At 67.5% G+C, this 17,414-nt stretch carries 15 protein-coding genes; 13 read left to right on the top strand and 2 right to left on the bottom strand.

Annotation, left to right across the window (positions count from 1 at the left end; all coding sequences use genetic code 11):
• Window positions 1-9: 9 nt before the first annotated feature.
• Window positions 10-1,044 (bottom strand): putative 2-aminoethylphosphonate ABC transporter substrate-binding protein, encoded by a 1,035-nt coding sequence (locus tag I6H87_RS28620; protein ID WP_010812808.1) that lies wholly within the window; start codon window positions 1,042-1,044, stop codon window positions 10-12.
• Between the two features lie 263 nt (window positions 1,045-1,307).
• Here I6H87_RS28620 and I6H87_RS28615 point away from each other — a divergent pair, with 263 nt between their 5' ends.
• The 12 genes from I6H87_RS28615 (at window position 1,308) to I6H87_RS28560 (ending at window position 15,297) form a co-directional block, all read left to right on the top strand.
• Window positions 1,308-2,018, top strand: coding sequence for a phosphonate utilization associated transcriptional regulator (locus I6H87_RS28615; protein ID WP_010812809.1), 711 nt, complete (start codon window positions 1,308-1,310; stop codon window positions 2,016-2,018).
• 60 nt (window positions 2,019-2,078) lie between these two features.
• On the top strand, window positions 2,079-3,341 hold the full coding sequence (gene phnA, locus I6H87_RS28610) for a phosphonoacetate hydrolase (RefSeq protein WP_011617554.1): 1,263 nt from the start codon (window positions 2,079-2,081) through the stop codon (window positions 3,339-3,341).
• A 42-nt stretch (window positions 3,342-3,383) separates the two neighbouring features.
• Window positions 3,384-4,847: a phosphonoacetaldehyde dehydrogenase gene (gene phnY / locus I6H87_RS28605; RefSeq protein ID WP_010812811.1), complete on the top strand. Its 1,464-nt coding sequence runs from the start codon at window positions 3,384-3,386 to the stop codon at window positions 4,845-4,847.
• 133 nt (window positions 4,848-4,980) lie between these two features.
• Window positions 4,981-5,736 (top strand): DeoR/GlpR family DNA-binding transcription regulator, encoded by a 756-nt coding sequence (locus I6H87_RS28600; protein WP_010812812.1) that lies wholly within the window; start codon window positions 4,981-4,983, stop codon window positions 5,734-5,736.
• A 308-nt stretch (window positions 5,737-6,044) separates the two neighbouring features.
• Window positions 6,045-7,388: an NADP-specific glutamate dehydrogenase gene (gdhA, locus tag I6H87_RS28595; protein ID WP_010812813.1), complete on the top strand. Its 1,344-nt coding sequence runs from the start codon at window positions 6,045-6,047 to the stop codon at window positions 7,386-7,388.
• Window positions 7,389-7,727: 339 nt separating this feature from the next.
• A complete protein-coding gene (locus I6H87_RS28590) occupies window positions 7,728-8,414 on the top strand; it encodes a hydrolase (RefSeq protein ID WP_010812814.1) in 687 nt (228 codons plus the stop codon).
• Window positions 8,415-8,474: 60 nt separating this feature from the next.
• On the top strand, window positions 8,475-9,296 hold the full coding sequence (locus I6H87_RS28585) for an alpha/beta fold hydrolase (RefSeq protein ID WP_010812815.1): 822 nt from the start codon (window positions 8,475-8,477) through the stop codon (window positions 9,294-9,296).
• Between the two features lie 5 nt (window positions 9,297-9,301).
• Window positions 9,302-11,242, top strand: coding sequence for an amidohydrolase (locus I6H87_RS28580; protein WP_011617553.1), 1,941 nt, complete (start codon window positions 9,302-9,304; stop codon window positions 11,240-11,242).
• A gap of 34 nt (window positions 11,243-11,276) precedes the next feature.
• Entirely contained in the window at window positions 11,277-11,726 is a 450-nt protein-coding gene (locus tag I6H87_RS28575; protein ID WP_010812817.1) for a DoxX family protein, read from the top strand.
• On the top strand, window positions 11,723-13,348 hold the full coding sequence (locus I6H87_RS28570; protein WP_011617552.1) for an MFS transporter: 1,626 nt from the start codon (window positions 11,723-11,725) through the stop codon (window positions 13,346-13,348). The genes I6H87_RS28575 and I6H87_RS28570 overlap by 4 nt, the downstream gene beginning before the upstream one ends.
• A gap of 161 nt (window positions 13,349-13,509) precedes the next feature.
• Entirely contained in the window at window positions 13,510-14,970 is a 1,461-nt protein-coding gene (locus I6H87_RS28565) for an aldehyde dehydrogenase family protein (RefSeq protein ID WP_011617551.1), read from the top strand.
• A 39-nt stretch (window positions 14,971-15,009) separates the two neighbouring features.
• The gene (locus I6H87_RS28560) at window positions 15,010-15,297 is read left to right on the top strand and encodes a XapX domain-containing protein (RefSeq protein ID WP_010812820.1); all 288 of its coding nucleotides are present in this window, start codon (window positions 15,010-15,012) and stop codon (window positions 15,295-15,297) included.
• Window positions 15,298-15,305: 8 nt separating this feature from the next.
• Here the strand turns inward: I6H87_RS28560 and I6H87_RS28555 are convergent, their stop codons facing one another.
• Complete coding sequence (locus I6H87_RS28555; protein WP_010812821.1) at window positions 15,306-16,280, bottom strand: tripartite tricarboxylate transporter substrate-binding protein; 975 nt, start codon at window positions 16,278-16,280, stop codon at window positions 15,306-15,308.
• 178 nt (window positions 16,281-16,458) lie between these two features.
• Between I6H87_RS28555 and I6H87_RS28550 the strand changes: the two genes are divergently transcribed.
• The gene (locus tag I6H87_RS28550; RefSeq protein WP_010812822.1) at window positions 16,459-17,388 is read left to right on the top strand and encodes a LysR family transcriptional regulator; all 930 of its coding nucleotides are present in this window, start codon (window positions 16,459-16,461) and stop codon (window positions 17,386-17,388) included.
• The last annotated feature ends 26 nt before the right edge of the window (window positions 17,389-17,414 follow it).

Here is a 17,414-nt window from a genome sequence, read left to right as displayed (position 1 = left end):
CTCAGGCGCTCAGGGCTGCTTCTCCGACTTGCTGGCATAGCGCTTCTGCCACTCGGCCAGCACGCGCTCACGGTTCTTGGCGATATGGCTGAAATCGTTCTTGACCAGCATCTGCTCGTAGTTGGCCGGGATGGTCTCGATCTTCCTCGCCACGCCCGGATAGGCGACGATGGCCCAGTCCTTGGCAAACAGCTGGTTGGCCTCCTTGCTGGCCAGCCAGTCCATGTAGCGCTGCGCGGCTTCCATTTTCTTGGTGCCCTTGACGATGCCGGCAGCCTCGATGTCGTAGCCCAGGCCTTCCTTGGGGAAGATCATCTCGATCGGCGCGCCCGAGGCCAGCGTCTTGTGCGCGCGCAGCTCGAACGAGATGCCGATCGGGAACTCACCAGAGCCGGCCTGCTTGCATGGCTTGGAGCCCGAATGGGTGTACTGGGCGATGTTCTCGTGCAGTGCATCCATGTACTTCCAGCCATCCTGCTCGCCATAGAGCTGCAGCCAGGCGGTCACGTCCAGGAAGCCGGTGCCGGAAGAGGCCGGGTTGGGCATCACGATGGTGCCCTTGTAGACGGGCTTGGCCAGGTCCTTCCAGGTCTCGGGGCGCGGCAGGTTGCGCTTCTTGGCTTCGATGGTGTTGAAGCAGATGGTGGCGCCCCAGACGTCCAGCCCCACCCAGGACGGCGGCGTGGCCTTGTCGCTGTAGTCGCGCGTCAGTTTCTCGAAGCCCTTGGGCGAGTAGGGCGCCAGCATCCCTTCCTGCTTGAGCAGTTCCAGGCTCGACGCAGCCAGCCCGGCGATCACGTCGGCCTGCGGGTTGCCTTTTTCGGCGAGCGCCTTGGCGGTGATGACGCCGGTGGAGTCGCGCACGTACTTCAGTTCGATATCGGGCGCCACCTTGGCAAAGCCCTCGGCGTACGGCTTGAGGGTCTCGATCTCCCACGCCGTGTAGACGGTGAGGGTGGTCTTCTGGGCCAGCGCCGTGCCGGAGGCGGCTAGCGCAAGCAGGGCGGCGGCGGTGCGCAGGGTGGAAGTGAAGGACGGTTGCATGGGACTCCTTCTGGCATTGTAGGTGGAGATATGTGTCAATTTGGTGAATATGTTGCATTGCCATAGGGCGTGCTGCACAACATTGAATCACCGTGAAACCCTTGTGCTACAACACTTGCAAGACATATGCCTGGGTTTTCGCGCTCCGTGCGTCACCATCCGCGCCACATCGATGTCTTGATTGTTGACAATATACAAACCGCTTGCTTTAATGGCAATAAGGATTTTCGATATTGCGCAATCCCTCACAAACGGGAGTTTTCATGTCACGCCAAGCACCGCTGGCGAGCGAAATCACCATCCTGCAGAGCCAGTCCCTGGCCACCCTGGTGCAGCGCGAACTGGAACTGCGGATCATGTCGGGCGACCTGCCCCCCGGCGCCAAGCTCAATGAGATCGAGGTGGCAGGGCAGCTCAATGTGTCGCGCGGACCGGTGCGGGAAGCCTTCCGGGCGCTGGAGCAGGCCGGCCTGCTGCGCACCGAGAAGAACCGCGGCGTGTTCGTGCGCGCCATCTCGGTGGAAGAAGCCGATGAGATCTATGAGCTGCGCGCCGTGCTGGATGAGTTCATCGGCCGCCAGCTGGCCGCCCGCATCACGCCCGAGGGCCTGCGCGAACTGCGCGCGCTGGTGGAATCGCTGGGCGTCGCCAGCCAGGCGCGCGATGTCGATGAATACACGCGGCTGAACCTGGAGTTCCACGACCGCATGGTCGAACTGGCCGGCAACCGCAAGCTGCTGGATACCTACCGGCGCCTGGTCAAGGAACTGACGCTGTTCCGGCGCGAAGCGCTGTCCGGCAGCCACGCCGCCATGCCCGACTCCACCCGCGAGCACCGCGCCATCGTCTCGGCGATTGCCGCGCGCGACGGCGAACTGGCCGCGCGCCTGATGCGCGAGCACGTGGAGCGTGGCCGCGCCCGCATGCATGCCGCGGTGGACCCGGCCAGCGCCGACAAGGGCGCCGCTGCCTGAATCCGACCGTATCCATGGAAAGTACCGACCCCGATCGCGCCCAAGCACAGGAACCCCAACATGCCTGACACCAATGCCCGCACCATTACCGTCAACCAGCGCACCTACCGCTGGATGCAGCAGCCCGTCGTGGTGGTCTGCGTCGACGGCTGCGAGTTCGACTACCTGGAAGCCGCCGCCGCCAGCGGCCGCGCGCCCTACCTGAAGCGGCTGCTGGAAGCCGGCTCCGCCTTCCGCGGCGCCTGCGTGGTGCCCACCTTCACCAACCCCAACAACCTGTCCATCGTCTGCGGCGCGCCGCCGGCGGTGCACGGCATCTGCGGCAACTACTTCTTTGACCGCAGCGCCAACGGCGGGCGCGGCGAGGAAGTGATGATGAACGACCCCAAGTACCTGCGCGCCGGCACCATCCTGGCCGCGTTTGCCGATGCCGGGGCCAGCGTCGCCGTGGTGACCGCCAAGGACAAGCTGCGCCGCCTGCTGGGCCACGGCATGCAGGGCATCTGCTTCTCGTCGGAGAAGGCCGACCAGGCCACGGTGGAAGAGAACGGCATCGACGGCGTGGTCGAACTGGTCGGCATGCCGGTTCCAGACGTGTACAGCGCGGAGTTGTCGGAGTTCGTCTTCGCCGCCGGCGTGCGCCTGATGGAAACGCGCCGCCCGGACCTGATGTACCTGTCCACCACCGACTATATCCAGCACAAGTTCGCACCCGGCTCGGACGGCGCCAACGCTTTCTACGCCATGATGGACAAGTATCTGGCGCGGCTGGACGAACTGGGCTGCGTGGTCGCGCTGACCGCCGATCACGGCATGAACGCCAAGCACGACGACGCCACCAAGGCGCCCAACGTGATCTACCTGCAGGACCACCTGGACGCATGGCTGGGCCGCGGCGTGGAAGACGGCGGCGCGCGCGTGATCCTGCCGATCACCGATCCCTACGTGGTCCACCACGGTGCGCTCGGGTCCTACGCCACCATCTATCTGCCCGACGATGCGGACCCGGCCGCGATCAAGGCCCGGCTGTCCGACCTGCAGGGCGTGGAAAGCGTGCTGACCAATGCCGAGGCCTGCGCGCGCTTTGAACTGCCGCCCGACCGCGTCGGCGACCTGGTGGTGACCAGCGACAAGCATGTGGTGCTGGGCACCAGCCACAGCCGCCACGACCTGTCCGGGCTGGACGCGCCGCTGCGCTCGCACGGTGGCGTGTCGGAGCAGACCGTGCCGCTGGTATTCAACCGCGCCACGGCCGGTATCCCCGGCAAGGCCCTGCTGCGCAACTTCGACATCTTCGATGTCGCGCTGAACCATCTGCACTGAGTGCATCGAGCCGTACCGAACCGTGTTGACCGGAGGAGACTTATGAACGCCCCCCAATTCCCCGCTGGCGCCGTCAGCCCCCATTTCCGCGCCGAGGCCCTGCGCATCGACGGCCAGAAGATCGTGCGCGAGCGCATGATCGAAGTGCGCAACCCGTATGACGGCACTCTGGTCGGCACCGTGCCCAAGGCCACGCTTGACGATGTGCGCCGTGCCTTCGAAGTGGGCCAGGCCTACCGCTCCACGCTGACGCGCTATGAGCGCGCCGCCATCCTGAACCGCGCCGCCGCGCTGCTGCGTGAGCGCACTGAAGAAGCGTCGGACCTGATCACGCTGGAATCCGGCCTGTCCAAGAAGGATTCGCTGTATGAGATCGGCCGCGTCGCCGACGTGCTTGGCTTTGCCGCCACCGAGGCGCTGCGCGACGATGGCCAGCTGTTCTCGTGCGACCTGACCCCGCACGGCAAGAAGCGCCGCGTGATGACCCAGCGCGAGCCGCTGCTGGGCGTGATCTGCGCCATCACGCCGTTCAACCACCCGATGAACCAGGTGGCGCACAAGGTGGCGCCGTCGATCGCCACCAACAACCGCATGGTGCTCAAGCCGTCGGAGAAGGTGCCGTTGTCGGCGTTCTACCTGGCCGACCTGCTGTATGAAGCCGGCCTGCCGCCGCAGATGCTGCAGGTGATCACCGGCGACCCGCGCGAGATCGCCGACGAGCTGATCACGCACCCCGCCGTGGACCTGGTGACCTTTACCGGCGGCGTGGCGATCGGCAAGTACATTGCCAGCAAGGCCGGCTACAAGCGCGTGGTGCTGGAGCTGGGCGGCAACGACCCGCTGATCGTGCTGGACGATGCCGACCTGGACCGCGCTTCGGACCTGGCGGTGCAGGGCTCCTACAAGAACTCGGGCCAGCGCTGCACCGCGGTCAAGCGCATGCTGGTGCATGAGGCCGTCGCCGCGCGCTTTACCGAACTGGTGGTCGAGAAGACGCGCGCTTGGAAATACGGCGACCCGATGGATCGCGGCGTGGACATGGGCACGGTGATCGACGAGCAGGCCGCGATGCTGTTCGAGGCGCGCGTCAATGAAGCGGTAGCGCACGGCGCGCGCCTGCTGGTGGGCAACCACCGCAACGGTGCCAGCTATTCGCCGACCGTGATCGACCGCGTGGACCCGTCGATGACGGTGGTGCGCGAGGAGACGTTCGGGCCGGTGTCGCCGATCATTACCTTCCGCGATGTCGATGACGCCATCCGGATTTCCAACGGGACCGCGTTCGGGCTGTCTTCCGGCGTGTGCACCAACAATATCGAGGCCTTCACCAAAATCGCCAACTCGCTGCATGTGGGCACGGTCAATCTTTGGGAAGTGCCGGGCTACCGCATCGAACTGACGCCGTTTGGGGGCATCAAGGATTCGGGGCTGGGCTATAAGGAAGGCGTGCAGGAGGCGGCCAAGAGCTTTACCAACCTGAAGACGGTGACGTTGCCGTGGGCGTGAAGCACCGGGGGAAATGAATCTGTCGCTGGTTTGGCCCCTCTCCCGCAAGCGGGAGAGGGGCATGGTCCTTGGCACACCGCAGCACCCGCTGCGCTAGAATCAGCCCCCAGTCCCTGACGCTTCCGGAGTCACCGTGCTCGCCGAACAACGGCAGAAATACATCCTCGACCAGCTCTCCGCCACCGGCGCGCTGGCTATCAGCGAACTGGTGACCGAGCTCGACGTCTCGCGCGAGACCGTCCGGCGCGACCTCAACGCGCTGGCCGCCCGTGGCCTGCTGGTGCTGACCCACGGCGGCGCGCTGGCTTCTGACCGCACCGAGCCCGATACCCAGACCCGCGCCGCGGTCAATGCCGAAGGCAAGCGCGCGATCGGCGTGCGCGCCGCCGAGCTGGTGCGCGACGGCGCCTCGCTGATCCTGGACTACGGCACCACCACCCACGCGGTGGCGCAGGCGCTGCATGGCCACCACAACCTGCTGGTCTACACCAACGACCTTGCCATCGCCCAGCTGCTGGGCCGGCGCAACGGCAACCGGGTGATCGTGCTGGGCGGGGAGCTGCAGGACAACGAAGACGCCACGCACGGCTGGGACACCATCGAACAGCTGTCGCGCTACCACACCGACTTTGCCTTTGTCGGCATCGGCGGCGTCACGCCGCGCGGCGAGATCTGCGACTTCTCCCGCGCCGCGGCGGAACTGCGCAGCCGCATGCTGCTGGCCGCCGACGTGGCCTGCGTGGTGGCTGACCATACCAAGTTCGGCCGCAATACCGGCGTGACCATCAAGCATTTCGACCTGGCTGCCTGGCTGATTACGGACATGGCGCCGGAGCCGGAACTGGCCGCGGCGCTCAAGGAGCGGGGCGCCAAGCTGCTCATCGCCTGAAGGCCCAGAGCGTCCGCCCCAGTCGGATTCCCAAAGGCGGCGCGGCGCTGTCCGCTGATCGCACGGAAATCCCCGCCTGATGCACTAAAATGCGGCTTTCACGCCGCTGTCACAGGTGTTTTGACTGTCGTGTGCCCCACGCTGGTGCTAAAGTGCTGCATTGTCCGACAGGCACGGCCCCGCCGTGAATGTGCGGACAACCGGAGGCCACCCACCTTCCATCGGCGCAACGCCAGACGGCACCACAGACCGGCACCAAGCCGGCAAGGCTGCCGGATCCAGCCACTCCAGCACAGCAAGAGACATCCGTGAATTCTCCCTCCCTTGACGCATTCCTGGCGGGGGTTGCCCGCCGCGACCCCAATCAACCTGAATTCCTCCAGGCCGTGAAGGAAGTGATGATGACGCTCTGGCCCTTTGTCGAGCGCAATCCGCGCTACGCCGACCAGGCCCTGCTCGAGCGGCTGGTGGAGCCCGAGCGCGTGATCCAGTTCCGCGTGGCCTGGACCGACGACCAGAACCGGGTGCAGGTCAACCGCGCCTTCCGCGTGCAGCACAGCTCGGCCATCGGCCCGTTCAAGGGCGGCATGCGCTTCCACCCGACTGTGAACCTGTCGGTGCTGAAGTTCCTGGGCTTCGAGCAGACCTTCAAGAACGCGCTGACCACGCTGCCCATGGGCGGCGGCAAGGGCGGCTCGGACTTTGATCCCAAGGGCAAGTCCGATGGCGAAGTGATGCGTTTCTGCCAGGCGCTGGTGACCGAGCTGTTCCGCCACCTGGGCCCGGATACCGACATCCCGGCCGGCGACATCGGCGTGGGCGCACGTGAAGTCGGCTTTATGGCCGGCATGATGAAGAAGCTTTCCAACCAGTCCGCCTGCGTCTTCACCGGCAAGGGCCTGGCCTACGGCGGCAGCCTGATGCGCCCGGAAGCGACCGGCTACGGCACGGTCTACTTTGCGCAGGAGATGCTGCACCGGCGCGGGCGCGCTTTCGACGGCCTGCGCGTGCTGATCTCGGGCTCGGGCAACGTGGCCCAGTACGCGGCCGAGAAGGCGATCGAGCTGGGCGCCACGGTGCTGACGCTGTCCGATTCAGGCGGCGTGCTGCACTACCCGCAGGGCATGACTACCGAGCAGCTGGCCGAAGTGATGGCCTTCAAGAATGAAGAGCGCGGCCGCCTGTCTGACTTTGCCGCCCGCCACGGCATGGCCTTCGAAGCCGGCCGCACCCCGTGGCACGTGCCCGCCGACGTGGCGCTGCCGTGCGCCACCCAGAACGAGCTGGACGGCAACGACGCCGAGACCCTGCTCGGCAATGGCGTGATCTGCGTGGCCGAAGGCGCCAACATGCCGTCGACGCTGGAAGCCGTGGACCGCTTTGTCGATGCGAAGATCCTCTACGCCCCGGGCAAGGCCAGCAATGCCGGCGGCGTTGCCACTTCCGGCCTGGAAATGTCGCAGAACGCCATGCGCCTGTCCTGGCACCATGCCGAGGTCGACGAGAAGCTGCACGCGATCATGAAGGACATCCACCAGAACTGCATCCACCACGGGCAGAAGGCGGATGGCTATATCAACTACGTGGAAGGCGCGAACATCGCCGGCTTCGTCAAGGTAGCCGACGCCATGCTGGCGCAAGGCGTGATCTGACCTGAAGTTCCGGCCGGCGCAATGCCGGCCGTTGCCAGGCGGGTGCAGGCACGTACCCGCCTGGCGCATCTCGCCCCGAGTCCCCCTCTGGCAGTACCCACCCCGCAGCGCTGGGCAGCGCCCTCACGCTCGCCATTTCCCGCCACGGCCCGCCGCCCGACTGCATCTCCCGATTATTCGCAAATCGCGAACACTGTCCTCGGACTTTGCTACGTAGTCAGTGCACGGCGCCTTGCCTACTATGCACACACCCCAGGCGAACACCACTGGTGAACGAATACAGCGGTAGCAATAACTAACTTCACAGCCTATCCAGGCGCCCCCTGACCGGAGATCATCATGACGAACCCCAAGCTCGAAGTCCTGACCCCGCAAAACAGCCAGCTGATCTTTATCGACCACCAGCCGCAGATGGCCTTCGGGGTGCAGTCGATGGACCGCCAGGCCCTGAAGAACAACACCGTTGGCCTGGCCAAGGCGGCGAAGATCTTCAATATCCCGACCACCATCACCACGGTGGAAACGGAGTCGTTCTCGGGCTTCACCTACCCGGAACTGCTGGATGTGTTCCCGGACCACAAGCTGCTGGAGCGCACCTCGATGAACTCCTGGGACGACCAGAAGGTGCGTGACGCCCTCAAGGCCAACGGTCGCAAGAAGGTGGTGGTGTCCGGCCTGTGGACCGAGGTCTGCAACAACAGCTTTGCCCTTTGCGCCATGGCCGAAGGCGACTATGAGATCTACATGGTGGCCGATGCCTCCGGCGGCACCTCGAAGGAAGCCCACGACTACGCCATGCAGCGCATGGTCCAGGCCGGCGTGGTGCCGGTCACGTGGCAGCAGGTGCTGCTGGAATGGCAGCGCGACTGGGCCCACCGCGACACGTATGACGCGGTGATGAAACTGGTCAAGGAGCACTCGGGCGCCTACGGTATGGGGGTGGACTACGCCTACACCATGGTCCACAAGGCCGCGCAGCGCACCGCCACGCCGCATGAGGCACTGGCCGCCGTGCCTGCCCGCTGAGCCGGCACTGAACCAGCCGCAAGCTCACCCGATCCCTTGATTGCATCCAGGAGTCCCATCATGACCACCATTACGACGCAGGACGGCACGCAGATCTTCTACAAGGACTGGGGCAGTGGCAAGCCCGTGGTCTTCTCCCACGGCTGGCCCCTCAATGCCGATGCGTGGGACGCGCAGATGCTGTTCCTGGTGCAGCAGGGGTTCCGGGTGATCGCCCATGACCGCCGCGGCCACGGGCGATCGGACCAGCCGGCGCAGGGCAACGACATGGACACCTACGCCGACGACCTGGCCGCGCTGCTGGACGCGCTGGACCTGCGCGATGCCACGCTGGTGGGGCATTCCACCGGTGGCGGCGAGGTGGCGCACTACATCGGCCGCCATGGCACCGGCCGTGTCGCCAAGGCGGTGCTGATCGGCGCGGTGCCGCCGATCATGCTCAAGACCGCGGCCAACCCCGGCGGGCTGCCGATCGATGTGTTCGACGGCATCCGCAAGGGCGTGGCCGACAACCGCTCGCAGTTCTACCAGGACCTGGCGACGCCGTTCTTCGGCTTCAACCGCCCCGGCGCCAAGGTCTCGCAAGGCACCATCGATGCCTTCTGGGCGCAGGGCATGGCCGGCGGCATCGTGGGCCAGTACGCCTGCATCAGGGAATTCTCGGAAGTGGACTACACCGAGGACCTGAAGAAGTTCGACGTGCCCACGCTGATCCTGCATGGCGATGACGACCAGATCGTGCCTATCGACGCTGCGGCGAAGCGGTCGGTGGAACTGGTCAAGGGCGCGACCCTCAAGGTGTATCCGGGCGCTTCGCACGGCATGTGCGTGGTCAATGCCGACCAGGTCAACGCCGACCTGCTGGCCTTCCTGAAGGCCTGAGCCCGATGTCAGTCACCCGCCGGCAATTTATCGCCTCGGCCGCCGCGCTCGGCGCGGCGCCGCTCTCGGAGACCTTCGCCATGCCGCCTGGCAGCCAGCCCAGCCTCATTCTCGTCAACGGCAAGTTCGCCACGCTCGACAAGTCCAGGCCGCAGGCGGACGCCGTTGCGATCCGCGACGGGCGTTTCGTCGCCGTCGGCACGCGCCAGGACATCATGAAGCTGGCCGGCGCGCAGACCAAGGTGGTCGACCTGAATGGCCGGCGCGCCATTCCCGGGCTGATCGACAGCCATATGCATATCATCCGCGGCGGCCTGAACTACAACATGGAGCTGCGCTGGGACGGCGTGCGCTCGCTCGCCGACGCCATGCGCATGCTGAAGGAACAGGTCGCGCGCACGCCAGCGCCGCAATGGGTGCGGGTGGTGGGCGGCTTCACCGAGCACCAGTTCGCCGAGAAGCGGCTGCCCACCATCGAGGAACTGAATGCCGTGGCGCCCGACACCCCGGTCTTCATCCTGCACCTGTACGACCGCGCCATCCTGAACGGCGCCGCGCTGCGCGCGGTGGGCTACAACAAGGACACCCCGAACCCGCCCGGCGGCGAGATCGCGCGGGATGCGCGCGGCAATCCCACCGGCCTGCTGCTGGCCAGGCCCAACGCCACCATCCTCTACGCCACGCTGGCCAAGGGCCCGAAGCTGCCGCCTGAATACCAGAAGAACTCCACGCGGCATTTCATGCGCGAGGTCAACCGGCTGGGTGTCACCGGCGTGATCGACGCCGGCGGTGGCTACCAGAACTACCCGGAGGACTACAGCATCATCGAGGAACTGCACCAGGCCGGGCAGCTCACGGTGCGCCTGGCCTACAACCTGTTCACGCAGAAGCCCAAGGAAGAGCTCAGCGATTTCAAGACCTGGGCCTCCAGGGTGAAGCCTGGCCAGGGCGACGACCTCTACCGCCACAATGGCGCCGGCGAGATGCTGGTCTACACCGCTGCCGACTTCGAGGACTTCCGCGTCGAGCGCCCCGAGATGGCGCCGTCGATGGAGGCCGACCTGGAGCCGGTGATCCGCCTGCTCGCGGAGAAGCGCTGGCCGTGGAGGCTGCATGCCACCTACGACCAGACCATCTCCCGTGCGCTCGATGTCTATGAAAAGGTGGCCAAGGACGTCCCGTTCAACGGCCTGAACTGGTTCTTCGACCACGCCGAGACCATCTCCGACCGCAATATCGACCGCATCGCCGCACTCGGCGGCGGCATCGCGGTGCAACACCGGATGGCCTACCAGGGCGAGTACTTTGTCGAGCGCTACGGCGCACGCGCGGCCGAGGCGACGCCGCCGGTGAAGAAAATGCTGGAGAAGGGCGTCAAGGTCGGCGCCGGCACCGATGCCACGCGCGTGGCCTCTTACAACCCGTGGGTGTCGCTGTACTGGCTGACCACCGGCAAGACCGTGGGCGGCATGTCGATGTACCCGCAGGCCAACCTGCTCGACCGCGAGACCGCGCTGCGGCTGTGGACCGAGGCCAATACCTGGTTCTCGTCCGAAACCGGCAAGAAGGGCCAGATCAAGGCGGGCCAGCTGGCCGACCTGGCGGTGCTGTCCGCGGATTACTTCAGCGTGCCGGGCGACGAGATCCAGGACATCACCTCGGTGCTGACCATCCTCGGCGGCGAAGTGGTCTATGGCGACGGCGACTTCGGCAAGCTGTCGCCCGCCATCCCGCCGGCCATGCCGGACTGGTCGCCGGTGCGCCACGCGGGCGGCTACCAGCCGCGCCCGCAAGCCCAAAAGCTGGCCTTGAACACAGCCTGCGGCTGTGCCAGTTCATGCGGCGTGCACGGCCATGCGCATGCCAGGGCCTGGACGGCCGGCGTGCCCACCTCGGACGAGAGTACGTTCTGGGGCGCGCTGGGTTGCTCATGCTGGGCGTTCTGATGCCGCTGCGTTGCCGATACCAGGAGACCCGACCATGACTGCCCATCCCATCCGCCCCACGGCGCGCGCGGCGACCACGCCCGGCGCGCCCTCGGCCTGGCTGCGCTGGCTGGCGCTGCTGGCACTGTCCGCGCCCTACCTGCAGGGTGGACTGGTCAAGGCGGCTGACTTCGGTGCCGCCATCGCCGAGATGCAGCACTTCGGCCTGGCGCCGGCCGCGCCGCTGGCAGCGGCCGTGATCGTGCTGGAACTGGGCGCGGCCGCGCTGATGCTGAGCGGGCGGCTGCGGTGGCTGGGCGCGCTGGCGCTGGCCGTCTTCACCTTGTTGGCAACCTTTGTCGCCAACCGCTTCTGGCAGGCGCCGCCGGATGCACGCTTCGGGCAGGCCAACGCCTTCTTCGAGCATATCGCGCTGGCCGGCGGCCTTTGCCTGGTCGCCTGGGAAGACCTGCGGCAACGCCGCGCGGGCAGGGGCCAGGCATGAGCCCGGCCGCCAAGCCCGCGCCGATCCCCGGTGCCGCCGCGCCGGCCGGCGGCAGCTTCGCGCCGCTGGCGCATGGCACCTTCGCCGTGCTGTGGGCGGCGACGGTGCTGGGCAATATCGGCAGCTTCATGCGCGATGTGGCCAGCGCCTGGCTGGCGACTGACCTGTCGGGCTCGCCCGCCGCGGTCGCCATGATCCAGGCGGCCGGCACGCTGCCGGTGTTCCTGCTGGCGATTCCCGCCGGCGTGCTGTCTGACATCCTCGACCGCCGCCGCTTCCTGATCGTGATCCAGGTGGGGCTGGCAATGGTCAGCGGTTCGCTGATGCTGCTGGCATGGCAGGACGGGCTGACCATCGAGCTGCTGATCGGCCTGGCTTTCCTGGGCGGCATCGGCACCGCGATGATGGGGCCGACCTGGCAGTCGATCGTGCCGGAACTGGTGCCGGCCGGTGAACTGAAGCCGGCGGTGGCGCTGAACTCGCTGGGCGTCAATATCGCGCGCGCCATCGGGCCGGCCGCGGGCGGCCTGTTGCTGGCCGCGTTCGGCGCGGCGGCGACCTATGGCGCGGACGTGGCCAGCTATCTGTTCGTGATTGCCGCGCTGCTGTGGTGGAAGCGCCCGGCACGCGCCGAAGACCCGCTGCGCGAGCATTTCTTCGGTGCTTTCCGCGCCGGCGTGCGTTTTGCCAGGGCGCACAGCAAGCTCCATGTGGTGCTGCTGCGCGCGGCCTGCTACTTCGCGCTGGGCAGCAGCATCTGGGCCTTGTTGCCGCTGGTGGCGCGCCAGATGCTGCACGGCGGCGCATCGCTGTACGGCATGCTGCTTGGCGCGGTCGGCGTGGGTGCGATCCTGGGCGCGCTGGTGATGCCGCGCCTGCAGAAACGGCTGGACCTGGACCAGCTGATGCTGGCCGCGGCACTGGCTACCGCCGCGGTGATGGCGGTGCTGTCGGTGGCGCCGCCGGCATGGGCCGCCATGCTGGCGCTGCTGCTGCTTGGCGCCGCGTGGATCCTGGCGCTGACCACGCTGGCCGGCACGGCCCAGGCGATCCTGCCCAACTGGGTGCGCGGCCGCGCGCTGGCGGTCTACCAGATGGTGTTCAACGGCGCCATGGCGCTGGGCAGCCTGGTGTGGGGCTTTGTCGCGCAGGGGCTGGGCACTCCGGCGGCGCTGATGATCGCCGCGGCCGCGCTGTGCGTGGCCGCCTTCGTCATGCACCGCGTCAAGCTGCCGCGTGGCGAGGAAGACCTGGGCCCGGCACGGCACTGGCCAGCGCCCGAAGCCGCCGAGGAGGTGGCGCACGACCGCGGCCCGGTGATGATCCTGATCGAATACCGCGTGCGCGCGGCCGACCGCCAAGGCTTCCTGCAAGCCATCCACAAGCTGTCCGAGGAACGGCTGCGCGACGGCGCGTTCAACTGGGGCGTGATGGAGGACCCGGCCGATGCCGAGGCCTACACCGAGTGGTTCCTGGTCGAATCCTGGGCCGAGCACCTGCGCCAGCACGAGCGCGTGCCGCACGCGGACGCAGACCTGCAGCGCGAGGTCGCGCGCTTCCACACCGGCGAAGGGCCGCCGCGGGTGCGGCACCTGCTGGCAGCGGGGCGGCCTCTGGAATAAGCAAGCCATAGCGACGGCCTTCCGATCTGCCGCTGCGGAACTCCCCTCTCCCGCTTGCGGGAGCGGGGCAGGGGTGAGGGCAGGCGTGGCGCACCGACACCGCCCTTCAGGCAATGCCGCCACCCTGCCACCTACGCGTCCCTCATCCCCAAGGACCCCCCATGCACAACCAGCTGTTTATCGACGGCCGCTTCGTCGACGCCCTTGACGGGGACACCCTCGACGTCGTCAATCCGCACGACGGCAGCCTGATCACGCGCGTGACCGCGGGCGCGCAGCTCGATATCGACCGCGCCGTGGCCGCGGCACGCCGCGCCTTTCCCGCATGGTCGCGCCTCGCCGCCGGCGAACGCGGCAGGCTGCTGGCACGGCTGGCCGACGCCATCGAGGCCGACACGGGTCTGGCCGAACTCGAAAGCGCCGACACCGGCCACCCCATCCGCGATGCGCGCGGCCTCGACGTACCGCGCACCGCCGCGTGCTTCCGTTACTTCGCGGGCATGGCCGACAAGATCGAAGGCACCGTGGTGCCGGTCGAACCCGGTTTTCTCAACTATGTGCAACGGACCCCGGTCGGCGTGGTGGGGCAGATCGTGCCGTGGAACTTCCCGCTGATGTTCACCGGCTGGAAGCTGGGGCCGGCACTGGCGGCGGGCAATACGGTGGTGCTCAAGCCGTCGGAGCTGACGCCGCTGTCCGCGCTGCGCGTGGCGGCGCTGGCGGCTGACGTCGGTTTCCCGCCGGGCGTGATCAACGTCGTGCCCGGCTTCGGCAACGTGGCCGGGCAGCGGCTGGCCAATCATCCCGACGTGGACAAGATCGCCTTCACGGGGTCCACTGCCACCGGCCGGCGCATCGTCGAGGCCTCGCGCGGCAACCTCAAGCGCATCCAGCTAGAGTTGGGCGGCAAGGGCGCCAATATCGTCTTTGCCGATGCCGACCTGGATACCGCCGTGGCGGGCGCGGCCTGGGCCAGCTTCCACAACCAGGGCCAGGCCTGCATCGCCGGCTCGCGCCTGCTGCTGCATGAGGACATCGCCGATGCCTTCCTCGAGCGCTTCGTGGCGCTGGCGCAATCGATCCGCGTGGGCGATCCGGCCGACCCTGCCACCGAGATGGGGCCGCTGACCTCGGCCGCCCACCGCGACCGCGTGCTGGAGTCTGTGGAGATGGCACAGGCCCAGGGCGGCACCGTGCTGGCCGGAGGCAAGGCCCCTGCCGACCCCGGCCTGCGCCAGGGCTTCTATGTCGAGCCCACTGTGGTCGCTGCGCGCCCGCAGGACCGCATCGCCCAGGAGGAGGTCTTCGGCCCGGTCGTCACGGTGCTGCGCTTTGCCAGCGACGAGCAGGCGCTGGCCATCGCCAACGCCACGCAATACGGGCTGGGCAACGGGCTATGGACGCGCGACCTGGCCCGCGCGCACCGCCTCGCGCGCGATATCCGCGGCGGCATGTGCTGGGTCAACTGCTACAAGCGCGTCCATCCGGGCAGCCCCTTCGGCGGCGTGGGTGAATCCGGCTACGGGCGCGACATGGGGTTCGAGGCGATGCACGGCTACACCGAGTCGCGCTCGGTATGGATCAACGTGGATGCCGGCATTGCGCCGCACTTTGCGCGCTGAAGCCCGCGCGGCACCACCAATCATTTCAGGGAGAACGCAATGAAGCTCTATCTGGTATCACTGGCCGCCGGCATCCTGGTCGGCATCATCTATGCACTGCTGCAGGTGCGCTCGCCGGCGCCGCCGGTGGTGGCGCTGATCGGCTTGCTGGGCATGCTGATCGGCGAGCAAGTGGTGCCGCCCGTCAAGCGCCTGCTGGCGGGCGAGGCGGTCACGGTGGCCTGGTTCCGTGGCGAGTGCGTGCCGAAGATCACCGGCGCACCGTCGGCGCCGACGGCGGCACGCCCGGCTGCGGAAGCTGCACGGGACGAGCCGCAGGCGCACTAGGCATCGCGCTAGCTCAGCGCCAGCGTGCGTTGCCGCGCCAGTTCCGCCCAGCGCGCCGCTTCGGAAGCGACCAGTGCATTCATCGCCTCGCGTCCGCTGGCCACGACTTCAAAGCCATTGTCGTACAGGTACTGCGTGACGGCCGCTTCGCGCAGCGTCTGGCTGACTGCGGCGGCCAGGCGGTCGAGCTGCGCGGCCGGCGTGCCGGCCGGCGCGATCATGCCGACCCAGGAATAGGTGACCAGGCCCGGCCAGGTGTCGGCCAGCGTGGGCACCGTCGGCAGATGCGGATTGCGCGCAGAAGAGCTGACCGCGAGCGCCCGCAGCTTGCCGGCCTGCAGTTGCGCCAGCACCAGCGGCAGGCTGGCGAACATCGAATCGACATGGCCGCCCAGCAGGTCTTTCAGTGCCGGGGCGCCGCCGCGGAACGGCACGTGCAGGCCATGGGTGCCGGCGGCCTGGTGGAACCATTCGGCGGTCAGGTGGTTGGAACTGCCGACACCCACGGAGGCATAAGACACCTCGCGCCATTGTCGGCACGCCCGCACATAGTCCTGCAGCGTGCGCCACGGCGACGCGGCCGGCACCACCAGCGCCATTGGCGCGCGCACCATATACGACACGCCGGTGAGATCACGCCCGGCGCGGTAAGGCAGGTTCGGGTAGGCCAGCGGCTCGGTCGCATACGAGTCATAGACCAGGCCGATGGTGTGGCCGTTGGCCTTGCTGCGCGCCACGATGCCCGTGCCGATGGTGCCGCCGGCGCCGTCGTGGTTCTCGATCACCACGGTCTGGCCGAGCCGGCGTCCGAGGCCAACATGGACTGCGCGCGCGGTCTTGTCGACCACGCCGCCTGGCGCAAACGGCACGACCAGCACCAGCGGGCCGTTGCTGCGCGCTTGTGCGCCGGTGCGGCCGGCCAGCAGCATGGCCGCGGCGCCGCCCAGCACCAGGCGACGGCGATGCAATGCACGGATCTGCATGACGGATCTGCCCCTCGTTCGCTATGATTGCCGTCGAACTGCCTTCTGATCGCGGCCGGGATGTCGCCGCGCCCCACCGTTGTGCAAGCAACCGCGGCACGTTGTCGGCCTTGCTGGCCCGGCGAGGGCCAGATGGTAGCACTGCGGTGGGTCATGATCCTCTTCGCACGGGTTTGCCATGGACCGTTTTCTCAGTATCGAAGCCTTTGTCAGGGTCGCGGACACGTTAAGCTTTGCCGAGGCCGCGCGCCAGCTCGGTGTGACCAATTCCGTCGTCAGCCACCGCGTGCAGCAGCTCGAGAAGTACATCAACGCGCCGCTGTTCCATCGCAGCACGCGGCACGTGCGCCTGTCGGAAGTGGGCGAGACCTACTACCGTCAATGTGCCGACGTGGTCGCCAACCTGGCCGACCTGACCGACCAGATGCGCGACCTGCGCGCCACCCCGGCGGGGCGCCTGCGCATCCAGGTGCTGCCCGGCTTCGCCATTGGCCACTTCGCCGATATCCTGGCCGGCTTCAGCCAGCAGTATCCGGATATCGAACTGGACGTCGTCGTCAACGACCGCGTCATCGACCCGATCGAGGAAGGCTTCGACGTGGCCTTCCAGATCTTCGCGCCCCAGAACGATTCGCTGATCGCGCGGCGCCTGTTCACACTGCGCCGGATCTTCTGCGTGGCCCCGGAGTTCATTGAACGCTGGGGCAAGCCGGAGCGGCCGGCGGACCTGATCTGCAGCAAGGTGGCGCTGTACTCCGCCTACCCGACCCGCAACAAGTGGACCTTCTCGCGCGATGCCGAATCGGTCGAGATCGACCTGGCCCCGCGCATGCGCACCAACTCCGTCCACCTGCTGCGCGACTATGCGGTCAGCGGAGCCGCCGTGGTTTGCCTGCCCACGCTGGTCGCCAGCGAAGACCTGCTGGCCGGCCGGCTGGTCCCGGTGCTGCACGACTATGCGCTGTCATCGTTCGAGTTCGCCGCCGTGTATCCGGCCACGCAGCGGCAGGCGCTGAAGGTGCGGGTGCTGGTGGACTACCTGGCGGAAAGGCTGCAGGGCGAGCCGCCGTGGGATGTGCCGTTGATGGAGAGGGGGTGGGTGCGGTAAGGGGGAGCGATAAGCCAGTGCGACGA

Source organism: Cupriavidus necator (genome assembly GCF_016127575.1).
GTDB lineage: Bacteria > Pseudomonadota > Gammaproteobacteria > Burkholderiales > Burkholderiaceae > Cupriavidus > Cupriavidus necator_D.
This window is presented reverse-complemented; position numbering and strand designations above follow the sequence as displayed.